Origin of the sequence: Streptomyces sp. NBC_01214, assembly GCF_026340975.1 — a bacterium.
Taxonomy (GTDB): domain Bacteria; phylum Actinomycetota; class Actinomycetes; order Streptomycetales; family Streptomycetaceae; genus Streptomyces.
The window spans coordinates 696,981-709,602 of record NZ_JAPEOS010000002.1; the positions used below are offsets into that span (position 1 = coordinate 696,981).

The 12,622-nt window shown below is 69.1% G+C and carries 17 protein-coding genes; 12 read left to right on the top strand and 5 right to left on the bottom strand.

What is annotated here, in order from left to right; genetic code table 11:
• The first annotated feature begins 1 nt into the window (after position 1).
• From OG594_RS28100 to OG594_RS28140, 9 genes are all read left to right on the top strand, one after another.
• Complete coding sequence (locus tag OG594_RS28100; RefSeq protein WP_266604392.1) at positions 2 to 373, top strand: TadE/TadG family type IV pilus assembly protein; 372 nt, start codon at positions 2 to 4, stop codon at positions 371 to 373.
• Positions 370 to 1,713: a CpaF family protein gene (locus OG594_RS28105; protein ID WP_266604394.1), complete on the top strand. Its 1,344-nt coding sequence runs from the start codon at positions 370 to 372 to the stop codon at positions 1,711 to 1,713. Before OG594_RS28100 ends, OG594_RS28105 begins: the two co-directional genes overlap by 4 nt.
• Positions 1,710 to 2,648 carry a type II secretion system F family protein gene (locus tag OG594_RS28110; RefSeq protein ID WP_266604396.1) on the top strand — a complete coding sequence of 313 codons (939 nt, stop codon included), beginning with the start codon at positions 1,710 to 1,712 and terminating at the stop codon, positions 2,646 to 2,648. The genes OG594_RS28105 and OG594_RS28110 overlap by 4 nt, the downstream gene beginning before the upstream one ends.
• Positions 2,649 to 2,664: 16 nt before the next feature.
• A complete protein-coding gene (locus OG594_RS28115) occupies positions 2,665 to 3,558 on the top strand; it encodes a DUF5936 domain-containing protein (protein ID WP_266604397.1) in 894 nt (297 codons plus the stop codon).
• 3 nt (positions 3,559 to 3,561) lie between these two features.
• Positions 3,562 to 4,248 carry a response regulator transcription factor gene (locus tag OG594_RS28120; protein ID WP_266604399.1) on the top strand — a complete coding sequence of 229 codons (687 nt, stop codon included), beginning with the start codon at positions 3,562 to 3,564 and terminating at the stop codon, positions 4,246 to 4,248.
• A 110-nt stretch (positions 4,249 to 4,358) separates the two neighbouring features.
• Positions 4,359 to 4,616: a hypothetical protein gene (locus tag OG594_RS28125; RefSeq protein ID WP_266604401.1), complete on the top strand. Its 258-nt coding sequence runs from the start codon at positions 4,359 to 4,361 to the stop codon at positions 4,614 to 4,616.
• Entirely contained in the window at positions 4,613 to 5,254 is a 642-nt protein-coding gene (locus OG594_RS28130) for a pilus assembly protein TadG-related protein (protein WP_266604403.1), read from the top strand. Before OG594_RS28125 ends, OG594_RS28130 begins: the two co-directional genes overlap by 4 nt.
• A 31-nt stretch (positions 5,255 to 5,285) precedes the next feature.
• Entirely contained in the window at positions 5,286 to 5,873 is a 588-nt protein-coding gene (locus OG594_RS28135) for a hypothetical protein (protein WP_266604405.1), read from the top strand.
• 31 nt (positions 5,874 to 5,904) lie between these two features.
• Positions 5,905 to 6,525 (top strand): OmpA family protein, encoded by a 621-nt coding sequence (locus OG594_RS28140; RefSeq protein ID WP_266606605.1) that lies wholly within the window; start codon positions 5,905 to 5,907, stop codon positions 6,523 to 6,525.
• A 39-nt stretch (positions 6,526 to 6,564) separates the two neighbouring features.
• On the opposite strand, the gene OG594_RS28145 is transcribed toward OG594_RS28140, so the two are convergent.
• From OG594_RS28145 to OG594_RS28155, 3 genes are all read right to left on the bottom strand, one after another.
• On the bottom strand, positions 6,565 to 6,774 hold the full coding sequence (locus tag OG594_RS28145; RefSeq protein ID WP_266604407.1) for a hypothetical protein: 210 nt from the start codon (positions 6,772 to 6,774) through the stop codon (positions 6,565 to 6,567).
• Positions 6,775 to 6,899: 125 nt separating this feature from the next.
• Entirely contained in the window at positions 6,900 to 7,373 is a 474-nt protein-coding gene (locus OG594_RS28150; RefSeq protein ID WP_266604409.1) for a carboxymuconolactone decarboxylase family protein, read from the bottom strand.
• A 94-nt stretch (positions 7,374 to 7,467) separates the two neighbouring features.
• Positions 7,468 to 7,995 carry a TetR/AcrR family transcriptional regulator gene (locus OG594_RS28155; protein WP_266604411.1) on the bottom strand — a complete coding sequence of 176 codons (528 nt, stop codon included), beginning with the start codon at positions 7,993 to 7,995 and terminating at the stop codon, positions 7,468 to 7,470.
• Positions 7,996 to 8,100: 105 nt separating this feature from the next.
• Between OG594_RS28155 and OG594_RS28160 the strand changes: the two genes are divergently transcribed.
• Positions 8,101 to 8,511, top strand: a complete 411-nt coding sequence (locus OG594_RS28160; protein ID WP_266604413.1) for a nuclear transport factor 2 family protein — start codon at positions 8,101 to 8,103, stop codon at positions 8,509 to 8,511.
• Between the two features lie 100 nt (positions 8,512 to 8,611).
• Here the strand turns inward: OG594_RS28160 and OG594_RS28165 are convergent, their stop codons facing one another.
• A complete protein-coding gene (locus tag OG594_RS28165; protein WP_266604415.1) occupies positions 8,612 to 9,190 on the bottom strand; it encodes a TetR/AcrR family transcriptional regulator in 579 nt (192 codons plus the stop codon).
• 131 nt (positions 9,191 to 9,321) lie between these two features.
• Between OG594_RS28165 and OG594_RS28170 the strand changes: the two genes are divergently transcribed.
• Positions 9,322 to 10,971, top strand: a complete 1,650-nt coding sequence (locus OG594_RS28170; protein WP_266604417.1) for an MDR family MFS transporter — start codon at positions 9,322 to 9,324, stop codon at positions 10,969 to 10,971.
• 77 nt (positions 10,972 to 11,048) lie between these two features.
• Here OG594_RS28170 and OG594_RS28175 read toward each other — a convergent pair whose 3' ends face one another.
• Positions 11,049 to 11,471: a hypothetical protein gene (locus OG594_RS28175; protein WP_266604419.1), complete on the bottom strand. Its 423-nt coding sequence runs from the start codon at positions 11,469 to 11,471 to the stop codon at positions 11,049 to 11,051.
• Between the two features lie 263 nt (positions 11,472 to 11,734).
• Here OG594_RS28175 and OG594_RS28180 point away from each other — a divergent pair, with 263 nt between their 5' ends.
• Positions 11,735 to 12,613 (top strand): polysaccharide deacetylase family protein, encoded by an 879-nt coding sequence (locus tag OG594_RS28180; RefSeq protein WP_266604421.1) that lies wholly within the window; start codon positions 11,735 to 11,737, stop codon positions 12,611 to 12,613.
• The last annotated feature ends 9 nt before the right edge of the window (positions 12,614 to 12,622 follow it).

A 12,622-nucleotide genomic window follows, 5' to 3' on the forward strand; every position in this document is an offset into this window, starting at 1 on the left:
CATGAGGCGGCGACGCATCCGTTCCGACCGGGGTCAAGTGGCCCTGGAGTACATCGGCTTCGTGCCCATCCTGCTGTTCGTCGCCCTCTGCGGGATCCAGCTCGGCTGGGTCGCGTACGTCCACGAGCAGGCGGACACGGCCGCCCGTACGGCGGCCCGGGTGGAGGCCCAGCACCAGGGCCGGGGAAAGGCCGCCGGATACGCCGCCATCCGTGAAGGGCTCCCGGCGACCGTCAGTGTGGACACCGGAGCAGACGCGGTGACGGCGACCGTGACCATCCGGATCAACTCGATCATTCCCGGGCTGAAGCCCGAACCGGCGAAGGCGACGGCGGTCATGCCCAACGACGACCCGAAGGTGACCGGACCATGAGCCTGCGTTCCCGGGTCAACACCCCCGACGACCGACACAGCCCGCGCGAGGACGGACGGCTCGTCTCCTCCTACCGCGCCAAGCTGCTGGAGGAGATCGACCTCGCCGAGATGTCCGCGCTCGCGCCCGCCGAGCGCCGGGCGCGCCTGGAGCGCGTACTCGGCCACATCATCAGCCGCGAAGGGCCCGTCCTCTCCACGGTCGAGCGCGCCCAGCTGATCCGCCGCGTCGTCGACGAGGCCCTCGGACTTGGCGTGCTCGAACCGCTCCTCGAAGACGCCTCGATCTCCGAAATCATGGTCAACGGCCCCGACCACATCTACGTGGAGCGTGCCGGCCGGGTCGAGCAGCTCCCCATCCGCTTCGCCTCGCACGAGCAGCTGATGCAAACCATCGAGCGCATCGTCTCCACCGTCAACCGCCGCGTGGACGAGGCCAATCCGATGGTCGACGCCCGCCTCCCCAGCGGAGAGCGCGTCAACGTCATCATCCCGCCGCTCTCCCTGACCGGCGCCACCCTCACCATCCGCCGCTTCCCGCGCGCCTTCACCCTGCACGAGATGATCGCCCTCGGCTCGCTCGACGAGCAGATGCTGATACTGCTCTCCGGCCTCGTCGGAGCGAAGATGAACGTGATCGTCTCCGGCGCCACCGGCACCGGGAAGACCACCCTCCTCAACGCCCTCTCCGGGCTGATCCCGGAGGGCGAACGCATCATCACCATCGAGGACTCGGCCGAACTCCAGCTCCAGCAGGCCCACGTCATCCGCCTCGAATCCCGCCCCGCGAACGTCGAGGGCAAGGGCCAGATCACCATCCGCGACCTCGTGCGCAACTCCCTGCGCATGCGCCCCGACCGCATCATCGTCGGCGAGGTCCGCGGCGGCGAGACCCTCGACATGCTCCAGGCGATGTCCACCGGCCACGACGGCTCCCTGGCCACCGTCCACGCCAACAGCTCCTCGGACGCCCTGATGCGCCTGCAGACCCTCGCCTCCATGTCGGAGGTCGAGATCCCCTTCGAGGCGCTGCAGGACCAGATCAACAGCGCCGTCAACGTCATCGTCCAACTGACCCGCTTCGGCGACGGTTCGCGCCGCATCACCGAGATCTCCGTCCTCGAATCGCACGGCCGCGAACCCTTCCGGATCACCACGGTCTGCCGCTTCGGGGCACAGCCGATGGGGGTGGACGGGCGCGTCCACGGCTACTTCGAGTACTACCCGCTGCCCCGCCAGATCGCGGAACGCCTCTACATGAACAACCAGCCCATCCCGCAGGCCTTCGGCGTCGCGCCGGAGGACCCCCTGACCGCCCGCATCACCCGGACCGCCCTGTGAACCCACTCATCCTCGCCACCCTCGGCGCCACGCTGCTGGCGTGCGTACTGGTCGTCGCAGGCCTCCAGGCGTACATGGCCGGCCGCGCCCAGCGCGCCGCCCTCCTCGAGCGCCTCTCGGCGAGCGGCGCACCGGAGCCGGTCGGCCGCCGGCGCCGCTTCCCGACGGTCGACCGGCGGCTGCGCAAGACGAAGCTCGGCCGCCGTATCGAGGTGAAGCTGGCGACCACCGGCCTGGACCTCACTCCCGGCGAGTTCTTCGTCTACATGCTGGGCTCGATCGCGGGGGTCTGGCTCATCGCGTCCTCCCTCCTCGCGCCATTCTTCGGCCCGGTGGCCGGTGCCATCGGCATCTGGGCGGCGAACGCCTTCCTCAACTGGCAGCGGGCACGGCGTACGGAACGGTTCATCAACCAGCTCCCCGACCTGGCCCGCATCCTCGCCAACGCCACCCAGGCCGGGCTGGCGCTGCGCACGGCCATCGGCATCGCGGCCGAGGAACTGGAGGCACCGGCGGGCGAGGAACTGGCGCGCGTCGCCGACCGCCTCGCCGTCGGCCACTCGATCGACGAGTCCCTCGGCGAGCTCACCGAGCGCCTGCCGTCCCGGGAACTGGTCGTCCTCGTCTCCACCCTCGTCCTGTCGGCCCGCGCGGGCGGCGCGATCGTGGACAGCCTGCGCAACCTCACCGTGACGCTGGAGCAGCGCAAGGAGACCCGCAGGGAGATCCGTACCCAGCTGTCACAGGTGACGGTGACGGCGTACCTGGTCCCCGCCATCGGCCTCGGATCCCTGCTGCTGGTCGACCTGATGATGCCCGGCGCGCTCGACCGGATGACGGGCGCCTTCCTCGGCCAGACGGCCGTGCTCATCGCCCTCGGCCTCTTCGCCCTGGGCTTCGTCCTCATCCGCCGCCTGTCGAAGATCGACGTGTGAGGGGGCGGACGGGACGATGACCGGATTCCTTCTCGCACTGGCCGTGGCCCTGTCGGTCCTCGGCGCGTTCCACGGCATCCGCCTCTACCGCGCGGACGTGAAGCTGCCCACGGACCTCGCGCTCGCCCTGGAGGTCGGGGCCACCCGTACGACGGCGGTCGGCTCCCTGGTGGACCGGATGGGCATCCGCTGGGCCCCGGCGGTGCTGCGCCTGATGGGGCCGGCACGGGTGGCCCGCAAGCGCCGCCAGATCGACATGGCCGGCAACCCGGCGGGCCTGACGATCGACCGCTACGCTGCACGGCGCGCGGTGTACGGCGCCCTGGGCGCCCTCGGCGCCTTCTCGATGCTGATCAACGGCCAACTGGTGGCCGCACTGCTCATGGTGGCCTTCGGTCTGTTCTGGATCGAGGCCGGTCTGTGGTCGGCGATCCGGGTCCGCCGCGACCACATCGAGCGGACCCTGCCGGACTTCTTGGACGTACTCGCGGTCGTCGTCAGCGCCGGGCTGGGCTTCCGGCAGGCGCTGGAGCGGGTGGCGGGCAAGTACGAGGGCCCGTGGGCCGACGAAATCCGCATCACCCTCCAGCAGATGAACATGGGCGTCAGCCGCCGTCAGGCCTTCGACGAACTGCGCCGCCGCAATGACAGCGAGCAGGTCGCGCAGTTCGTCACGGCCCTGCAGCAGGGCGAGGAGCTCGGCTCGCCGATCGTCGAGACCCTGATCGCGATCGCCGAGGACATGCGCCGCACGGACGCCCAGAACGCCCGGCGCCGCGCGGCCCGGGCCGTCCCGAAGGCGACGTTCGCGGTGACCATGTTCATGCTCCCCGGCACGCTGATCCTCCTGGTCTGCGGCTTCGTCTACGGCGCGAACGTCGACTTCGACGCGCTGTTCGGGGGTGGCTGAGCCATGGCCCGGCTGAGCGTGCTCATTGCGGACGGCAACCCGGTCATCAGGGCGGGCCTGGCGGCCATCCTGTGCACGGCCGAGGACCTCGACGTCATCGCCCAGGCGGCGGACGGGCGCGAAGCCCTGAGCCTGACCCGCCGGCACGCCCCGGACGTGATCCTGCTGGACGTCCGGATGCCGGGGGTGGACGGGATCTCCGCGCTGCCGCACCTGGTGCAGCTGGCTCCCGTACTGATGCTGACGTACAGCAGGGAAGCCGAAATCATCTGTGAGGCCCTGTCGTTGGGAGCCGGCGGCTACCTCGTCCACGGAGAGTTCACGACGGACGACCTGCTGAGGGCGGTGCGCGACGCCCCGCAGGGCCGCCCCCACTTCACCCCGACAGCGGCGAGCGCCCTCCTCGCGGAGCTCCGGGCCTCTTCGCATCCGCAACGAACTGTGGCACAGTCTTCTGAGCGGATGCACAACTCTGTTGTCTTCGGGCTGAGTTCCCGAGAGGTGGAGATCATGGATCTGATCGCGTCCGGGATGAGCAACCAGCGGATCGCGGCGGCCTGCTTCATCAGCGAGAAGACCGTCAAGAACCACATCAACCGCATCTTCGCGAAGCTCCAGAGCGCCACGCGCAGCGAGGCGATCGCCCGCTGGCTGGGAACCGCCCGTCCAGGAGTGACCGGTCATGGGTAGACAGAGTGCGCAGTGGGTCCGTAATTGGGTCCCGGGACCCTTGGTGACGACTGGTGACTCGCCGTACCGTCCGCAGATCGACACCGGTACCGGCCCGGGAGGGAACCCCCATGTCACAGAACACGCTGCTGAAGGCCGCCGTGGAGGCACGGATCAGGGTGAACGGCTGGACGGACACGGCCGTGACCAGGCTCCGCCAACGCCACGCGCACCCCGACCGCGGCCAAACGGCCTTCGAATACCTGGGCATCATCCTGGTGGTCGTGGTGATCATCGGCGCGATCGTCGGCACGGGTATCGGTACGGCGATCACGAACAAGATCGCGAAGGCGGTCGAGGAAATCTCGGCTGGTGGCGGAAAGAAATGACCTCAGGTCGCCGTGGCGACCGAGGGCAGGCCTTTCCCATTTACGTCGTGGTCGTGGCGGGCCTGCTCTTTGCAGCACTCGCTTTCTTCGTTGTCGGCCGAGCTTCCGTCTCGCGAAGTGACGCCCAGGGTGCCGCGGACGCTGCGGCATTGGCGGCCGGCCGCGAAGCCAGGGATGGGGTGCTGCTCGACCTTGATCTTGCCGCAGTGAAGCCTGCGGAGTGGAAGAAGATCGTCGACGGGGATTTCTTCAAGCCAGGCGAAGCCTGTGCCGCGGCAGAAGCCTTCGCGGCGAGGAACGACGCGAAGGCAACGCTGTGCCAGCCGGTTCTCCCGCGATTCACCGTAGAGGTGGAGACCAACGGGACGGTGGGGGATTCGGTTGTCCCTGGCACCGGAGCCGTGCGGGGAAGGGCAACTGCTACGGCTCTGATCGAGTCGAGGTGTCAGCTGGGCGCCGTTCCCACTCCGAGCCCGACTCCCACGACACCGCCCGGGGACAGCTCGGCGGCCCCTACGCCAACTCCTGCCACGGTGAACTTCACTTGTGGCGGGGAGCTGGTAAGGCTCGACCCGCTGAATCCGGGCAATCTCAGTGCACTGACCAGAAAGCTGTTCAGCGTGCGACTCGACGGCTGACAGGGAACGAGAGACAAGGAAGCTTTCATAGATGAGCATTCGGCGCATGGTGAAGGTTCGTGGGGGAATGGCTGTTGCGGGTATGGCGGCCATGGTCCTCATGTTGGCCGGGTGTGGTGGCAGTGACGAGAAGCCGAAGAGCGCGAAGTCGCCATCAGCTGCGCAAAGCCAGGGAGGTAACTCGCAGGCTCCCGGTCCCACCGGGAGTAAGAGTGCTGTGCCCGCAGAAGTCATCGCTACCGTGAAGGGCCCGTCCAGTATCGTTTTGAACATTAACTCTGCTGTGCGGGAAGCCGGAAACTTCGTGACGGTCAGCGGGCAGATCAAGAACGACGGTACCGAGGCGTACGTCGAGACGGCCGCCTGGCGAGGCGATGAAAAAACTGCAAGCGCGGCCTCGGTCGCAGGTGCCACTGTGGTCGATAAGCAGGGAAAGAAGCGCTACTACGTGCTTCGGGACACCGAGGGTCGATGCTCTTGCACGATTGGTATTACTCGCATCGGGCCAGGGGAGTCCATCCCGTTCTTTGCTCAGTTCCCCGCACCGCCGACGAGCGCCACCGAGGTTGACTTCACCATCCCCACCTTCGCCACGGCAACCATCAAGATTTCCGGGTGACGCCATGACCGCACTGACCCGCCGCCATCGTATGGCGGCCGCCACGGCAGTGGCAGGACTCGTTGTCGCAGGGGTGCATCTCCTTGGGGCCACCGCCGCGGCCGCCGACGACGTTCAGCCGTCCGTACCCCCTGGCACTGAGCCATCGGCGTCGGCTCCCTTGCCGGTCGACCCCAATGCCTCGGGGCTGAAGCTGCCCCAAGGGGGGACTCTTGCACCCTCCAAGGTGCTCGACCTGGTCGAGGTCGTCGAGGATCTCGGGGGGGAGCAGCGGCGGCAGGAGACCAATCAGACCGTCATGATGGCGCTGCAGTCCGAGGTGTTGTTCCCCGAGGACAGTGCCGTGTTCAACGCGCAGGCCGCCGCCCGGATCCAGGCCATCGCGCAGGAGATCAACCAGCAGAAGGCCACCCGCATCCGCGTCTTCGGGTTCACCGACGACCAGGGCAGCTACGAGCACGGCAAGGAGCTCTCCAAGAAGAGGGCCGATGCCGTGCAGGCCGAGCTGGCCAAGACCGTGACCAACCCCAGTGTCGTCTTCGACGTCCGCGGCTACAGCGAGGACTACCCGATCGCGGACAACGGCACGGAGGAGGGCCGCAAGAAGAACCGCCGGGTCGAGATCACCTTCCCCCGGACCTCGGGCGGCTGACGCCCACGGACACCCCGGAGGGCGGTCGCAGAGGCGGCCTCAGTCCGTCAGCAGGTGGTCGGCCTTGCCCGCCTTGACGTCCCGGACCAGCTGGCGCAGGGCGTCCGTGGTGTTGGTGAGGTACGCGGCCTCCGCGCCGGCGACGGCGATGTAGCTGTTGCCGTCCCCGTCCACGCCCCCGTCCACACCTATGCGGTAGCAGGCGCTCCCTTCGGCGCAGTACGGCTCTTCCCAGGTGATGTCCGGCATGACTGCAGGCGGACGAGCGTGCGAGCGGTCATCGGTTCCCCCAGGAGCGTGTGGACTCCCTCCATGGGAGGAGCGGCGCCCGGGGTCCGGCCCCTCCCCTGTGGGAGCCGGACCCGTGTGCGGGATCAGCCGAACTGGCCCGGCTGGTAGTCGCCCGCCGGCTGCTGGACGATCACGTTCATCCGGTTGTACGCGTTGATCAGTGCGATGAGGGTGACCAGTGCGGCCAGCTGGTCCTCGTCGTAGTACTTGGCGGCGTCGGCCCACGCCTCGTCCGTGACGCCGCCGGCCGCATCGGCGATGCGGGTGCCCTGTTCGGTCAGTTCCAGGGCGGCCCGCTCGGCGTCGGTGAACACCTTCGCCTCGCGCCAGGCCGCGACCAGGTTCAGCCGCAGCGGGTCCTCCCCGGCGTGCGAGGCGTCCTTGAAGTGCATGTCGGTGCAGAACCCGCAGCCGTTGATCTGGCTGGCCCGGAGTTTCACGAGCTCCTGCGTGGCGTGCGGCAGGGTGGAGTCCGAGATGACCTTGCCCGCGGAGTTGATGTACCGGGCGAACTTGGTCGCGACCGCGTTGCCGAAGATGTTGAGACGCGCTTCCATCGTGATCTCCTTGCCGTGTCGACGGTTACACAGCTTTGACGGAAAGCGCGGCCCGGATGTGACAGCCCCACGAGACACAGCGATGTGACCTGCGTCATATTCCCGGGAGGAGCTCTGCGATCTCCCGGGCCCGGCGGGCCGGCTCCGGGCCGGGGGCGAGGGCGGCCACCGTCGTCGCCCCCTCGGTCAGGATCAGGAGTCGGTCGGCGAGGGCGGGGTCGGCGGTCAGGTCGACCAGCAGGGCGTGGAGTTCGGCCTTGTGGATGCGGACGATTTCTGGGGCCGCCGCCCCCAGCTCCCCGTACGCGTTGAGGAACGCGCAGCCCCGGAAGTCGGGCTCGGTGAACCAGTCCGCCAGCCAGTCGAAGACCGCGAGCACGCGCGCCCGCGGCTCGGCCGGGGCGAGGGCTGCGGTGCGCAGGGAGTCCAACCAGCGCCGGTCGCGACGTTCCAGGTAGGCCGTGACCAGGGATTCCTTCGCGGGGAAGAGGCGGTAGAGGCGTTTGAGGGGAACCCCGGAGGCGGTGCGGATGCGGTCCATGCCGACGGCCTGGATGCCGTGCCGGTAGAACAGCTCCTCCGCCGTGTCCAGCAGTCGGGTCCGCGCCTCTTCATCGTCCATGAGGGCAGGGTAGCCCGTTTCCCCTTGCGGTGAGAACGGTCGTTCTCTTACGGTGGGCGGTGAGGAGAACGATCGTTCTCGCCCTTTCCCTCCGGAGGTTCCGCCGTGACACGTCCGCCCCTGCCGCCCTTCACCGAGGAGTCCGCGCGCGCCAAGGTCCAGGCCGCCGAGGACGCCTGGAACAGCCGCGATCCCGAACGCGTCGCCCTCGCGTACACGGAGGACTCGGTCTGGCGCAACCGCGACCGCTTCCTCACCGGCCGCGCCGAGATCCGCGCGTTCCTCGCCGACAAGTGGGAGCGCGAGCTCGACTACCGGCTCCGCAAGGAGCTGTGGGCCTTCACCGGCAACCGCATCTCGGTCCGCTTCGAGTACGAGTGGCACGACGCCGGCGGGCAGTGGTTCCGCAGCCACGGCAACGAGCAGTGGGAGTTCGACGACGACGGCCTGATGGGGCGCCGCGAGGCGAGCATCAACGACGTCCCGATCGCCGCCGAGGACCGCCGCATCGGCTGAGCCGGTTCACCGGCACGACGGCGTGACGCGCGGCGCCGGGTAGGAGCCGAACCGCCGCCCGGCCGGCCCGTACGGCGGGGCGGCGGGTGCAGGCGGCGGGTCAGGAGTGCTCGTGGTGGGCCTGGGTGATGAGGTCCGTGGCGACCTCCAGGGCCGCCAGGCGGGTCTCCTCCGGGTTGCCCTCGATGTGCTGGAGGAACATCATCCCGGCGTGCAGCGTGAACAGCGCGCTGACGCAGCGGACCTGGTCCGTCAGCGGGCCGTCCTGCGTGCGGAGCAGTTCCACCAGAGTGAAGAGCCGCTTCTTCACCGTCTCGCCGATGGTGAGCTCGCGCATCGTCGCCTGGTTCTCCTGCATGAAGCGGTACAGCACGGCGCCACCCGCCATCGCCTCGCTGTAGCGGCGCAGCACCTCGCGCTTCGTCTCCAGGGTGCGCGGCTGGCCCTCCGCCCACGTGATCAGCTCGTCGATGGGCCGGGTCAGGTCCTCGAAGATGCTGATGATGATGTCTTCCTTGGTCTTGAAGTGGTAGTACAGCGCCGCCTTCGTGACCTCCAGCCGCTCCGCGATCTCGCGCAGCGACGTCTTCTCGTACCCCTGCTCTGCGAAGAGCTCCAGTGCGACGTCCTGGATGCGCTGACGCGTGTCGCCACGACGTCGCTGCGGACTGCTGGACATGGCTCTCCCCAATTACTTACTTGACGCCCGGCTAGTTGCGGGTCTACCGTCCCCATTGTAATGAACTAGCCGGGCGGCAAGTAAGTTCCGGTGCGGGACGTAGTGCGAGCAGTAGGACCAGGGGAGTGGACATGGTGGACAAAGTCAAGCCCGCGGGGACCTCGGAGGAGGTGAAGCCGCGCAGCGTGCGGGTCGTCCTCATGGCGCTCATGATCGCGATGCTGTTGGCCATGCTCGACAACATGATCATCGGTACCGCGATGCCCACGATCGTCGGCGAGCTCGGCGAGCTCGGCGACCTGGAGCACCTGTCGTGGGTGGTCACCGCCTACACGCTGGCCACCGCGGCCTCCACCCCCATCTGGGGCAAGATCGGCGACATGTACGGGCGGAAGGGCTCCTTCCTCACCGCCATCGTCATCTTCCTCATCGGCTCCGCGCTCAGCGGCATGGCCCAGGACATGGGCCAGCTGATCGGCTTCCGCGCGATCCAGGGCCTCGGCGCCGGCGGTCTGATGGTCGGCGTCATGGCGATCATCGGCGACCTGATCCCGCCCCGTGAGCGCGGCAAGTACCAGGGCATGATGGCCGGCGTGATGGCCCTCGCCATGATCGGCGGCCCGCTGGTCGGCGGCACCATCACCGACCACATGGGCTGGCGCTGGTCCTTCTACATCAACCTGCCGCTCGGCGCGATCGCACTGGCCATGGTCACCGCCGTCCTGCACCTGCCGAAGAAGCGGTCGCAAGGCAAGATCGACTACCTCGGCGCCGCACTGCTGACCGTCGCGATCACCTCCACTGTCCTCGTGACGACCTGGGGCGGCACCCAGTACGCGTGGGGCTCCGTCGAGATCCTCGCCCTCATCGCCGTCGGCGTCCTGTCGACCGCCGCGTTCCTCTACGTGGAGACCAAGGCCGCCGAGCCGGTCATGCCGCTGCACATCTTCCGCAGCCGCAACTTCACCCTCATGTCGGTGATCGGCTTCCTCGTCGGCTTCGCGATGTTCGGCGGCGTGCTCTACCTCCCGCTGTTCCAGCAGTCGGTGCAGGGCGCCTCCGCCACCAACTCGGGCCTGCTGCTCCTGCCCATGCTGCTCTCGATGATGCTCGTCTCGCTGATCGCGGGCCGCGTCACGACCAACAGTGGCAAGTACAAGATCTTCCCGATCGTCGGCGGCGCGCTCATGGTCGTCGGGATGTTCCTGCTCGCGACCATGGACACCGGCACCACCCGCCTCGTCTCGGGCCTCTACATGGCCGTCCTCGGCGCCGGTCTCGGCTTCCTGATGCAGATCACCATGCTGGTCGCGCAGAACAGCGTCGAGACGAAGGACATGGGCGTCGCCTCCTCCTCGGCGACCCTCTTCCGTACGCTCGGCGGCTCCTTCGGCGTGGCCCTGATGGGCTCCCTCTTCACCAGCCGGGTCGCGGACAGCATGGTCGAGCGCCTGGGCCCGGAGGCCGCCGGAGCCGCGGGCGCCGCCCAGCTGGACGCCGCGAGCCTGGCCAAGCTGCCCGAAGCGGTGCGCGACGCCTACCAGCACGCGGTGGCCGCCGGTACGCACTCCGCGTTCCTGCTCGGCGCGGCCATCGCCGTACTGGGCTTCGCGGCGGCCTGGTTCGTCAAGGAGGTCCCCCTCCGCGGTGCGGGCCCGACCGCCCCGGCCGGCGCCGCGGACGGCGAGAAGAACGAGAACGCGGAGAACGCGGAGAGCGCTGAGAACGCGGAGAAGTCGGAGAAGGCGGCCCCGGCCACCCAGGCGTCGCTCGCACACTGACACCGAGTACGCGCCGCCAGGGAGGCGGCACCGCCGGGACGACCGGGGGTGCCGCCTCCCGGCGCCTCCGGGCGCCGCTACCTGGGGTCGTCCGTCTGCCAGGGGTGCGCGAAGGCTCCGGGGCGCAGGCCCCACGCGGTGAGCGCGGCGAGCAGGCCGGCCTCGTCCGTAGCCTCGGCGGACGCGACGAGGACCGCGCCGACGTCGTAGTCGAAGCCGTCGAGGCGTTCGCCGTCGTACTCCCAGTGCTTCAGCCGGAAGCGGCGGCCCGTGTCGCCGCGCGCCCAGCCCTCGTCCCGTGCCCGGTCGTCGGCCCGGCTGCGGGCGGGGGTCACGTCCACGAACGCGCGGCGGCCCGGGCGGGACGCCGGGACCTCCGTCACCAGTCTCCGGCCGAGGCGGAGCGCGGTCAGCTTGTCCACCGGCCAGTCGGATCGGTCGTGCGGTGAGTCCGGCGAGTCCGGCGAGTCCGGTGAGTCCGGTGAGTCCGGTGAGTCCATGGACTCCATTCTGGTCGAGTGCCCGACTGGCGAACCGCCTTACGGGCGGGACGACTTGAGATGCGGAACGGATGTTGTCGAAGATCTGTCCGTTTCGGGTGCGTTCGTGCGGGCAGGTTGCAACTCCATGCAGGACTAAAGTCCCATCGGTCCCAACAGTCCCATAACTGGGAATTTATGGGCTATTTGGCTGGAACTCCCCGGCGGTGACGAACGTCCTGATCCACAGAACGCTCACACAGCGGATGGGGAGGGGACAGCTCATGAGCTTCTCGGCGCGTGCGCACAACAAGGGTGTCCGGGCCGGTGTCGCCGTCGTGGCCTCGGCCACCGCCGTGGCGGCGACCGTGTGGGGCGCGGCGGCCCTGTTCGGACCGGACGGCACCGCCGCCTCCCGGCAGAACGCGGCCCGCCCGGGCGCCACCGACCACTCCGGTCGCGGCGACGACGGCCGGCCCGGGGAGCAGCCACAGGGGATACCCGAGGGCATAGCCCACGCGTCCGAGGGCGGCGGCAACGCCGTCAACATCACCATCGACGACGGCCCCGACCCCCGCTGGACCCCGAAGGTGCTGGACGTACTGCGCCGGCACGACGTCAAGGCGACCTTCTGCATGGTCGGGCCGCAGGCCAAGGCCCATCCAGACCTGGTGAAGAAGGTGGTCGCGGCCGGGCACCGGCTCTGCGACCACACCATGAACCACGACACGGCCATGGACAAGAAGCCCGTCGCCTACCAGGAACAGCAGATCCTGGAGGCGAAGAAGCTGATCGAGGAAGCCGCGGGCGGCGGCGCGAAGGTCGAGTACTACCGGGCCCCCGGCGGCGCGTTCACCCCGGACAGCCGGCGCATCGCCGCCGCGCACGGCATGCGGCCGCTCGGCTGGAACGTCGACACCAAGGACTTCGACAAGCCGGGTACCGCCGCCATCGTGAACGCAGTCAAGCGCGAGGTCGGCAACGGCCCGACGATGCTCTTCCACGACGGCGGCGGCAACCGCGCCCAGACCGTCGACGCCCTCGACCAGGTGCTGACCTGGCTCAAGGAGCAGGGCCGGCCCACCGGCTTCCCCGTCCGCACCGCCCCGGACACCCCGGACACCCGCGCCGCGGACGCGTCCGCCGCGGCCGGCTCCTCCTGACGCGCCCGC

What these genes read in the sequence shown, in the direction of transcription:
- OG594_RS28130 (WP_266604403.1), top strand. Translation starts at nt 4,613, where the DNA reads ATGACCTCAGGTCGCCGTGGCGACCGAGGGCAGGCCTTTCCCATTTAC.
- OG594_RS28105 (WP_266604394.1), top strand. Translation starts at nt 370, where the DNA reads ATGAGCCTGCGTTCCCGGGTCAACACCCCCGACGACCGACACAGCCCG.
- OG594_RS28170 (WP_266604417.1), top strand. Translation starts at nt 9,322, where the DNA reads ATGGTGGACAAAGTCAAGCCCGCGGGGACCTCGGAGGAGGTGAAGCCG.
- OG594_RS28145 (WP_266604407.1), bottom strand. Translation starts at nt 6,774, where the DNA reads ATGCCGGACATCACCTGGGAAGAGCCGTACTGCGCCGAAGGGAGCGCC.
- OG594_RS28140 (WP_266606605.1), top strand. Translation starts at nt 5,905, where the DNA reads ATGGCGGCCGCCACGGCAGTGGCAGGACTCGTTGTCGCAGGGGTGCAT.
- OG594_RS28165 (WP_266604415.1), bottom strand. Translation starts at nt 9,190, where the DNA reads ATGTCCAGCAGTCCGCAGCGACGTCGTGGCGACACGCGTCAGCGCATC.
- OG594_RS28125 (WP_266604401.1), top strand. Translation starts at nt 4,359, where the DNA reads ATGTCACAGAACACGCTGCTGAAGGCCGCCGTGGAGGCACGGATCAGG.
- OG594_RS28180 (WP_266604421.1), top strand. Translation starts at nt 11,735, where the DNA reads ATGAGCTTCTCGGCGCGTGCGCACAACAAGGGTGTCCGGGCCGGTGTC.
- OG594_RS28135 (WP_266604405.1), top strand. Translation starts at nt 5,286, where the DNA reads ATGAGCATTCGGCGCATGGTGAAGGTTCGTGGGGGAATGGCTGTTGCG.
- OG594_RS28120 (WP_266604399.1), top strand. Translation starts at nt 3,562, where the DNA reads ATGGCCCGGCTGAGCGTGCTCATTGCGGACGGCAACCCGGTCATCAGG.
- OG594_RS28115 (WP_266604397.1), top strand. Translation starts at nt 2,665, where the DNA reads ATGACCGGATTCCTTCTCGCACTGGCCGTGGCCCTGTCGGTCCTCGGC.
- OG594_RS28175 (WP_266604419.1), bottom strand. Translation starts at nt 11,471, where the DNA reads ATGGACTCACCGGACTCACCGGACTCACCGGACTCGCCGGACTCGCCG.
- OG594_RS28100 (WP_266604392.1), top strand. Translation starts at nt 2, where the DNA reads ATGAGGCGGCGACGCATCCGTTCCGACCGGGGTCAAGTGGCCCTGGAG.
- OG594_RS28150 (WP_266604409.1), bottom strand. Translation starts at nt 7,373, where the DNA reads ATGGAAGCGCGTCTCAACATCTTCGGCAACGCGGTCGCGACCAAGTTC.
- OG594_RS28155 (WP_266604411.1), bottom strand. Translation starts at nt 7,995, where the DNA reads ATGGACGATGAAGAGGCGCGGACCCGACTGCTGGACACGGCGGAGGAG.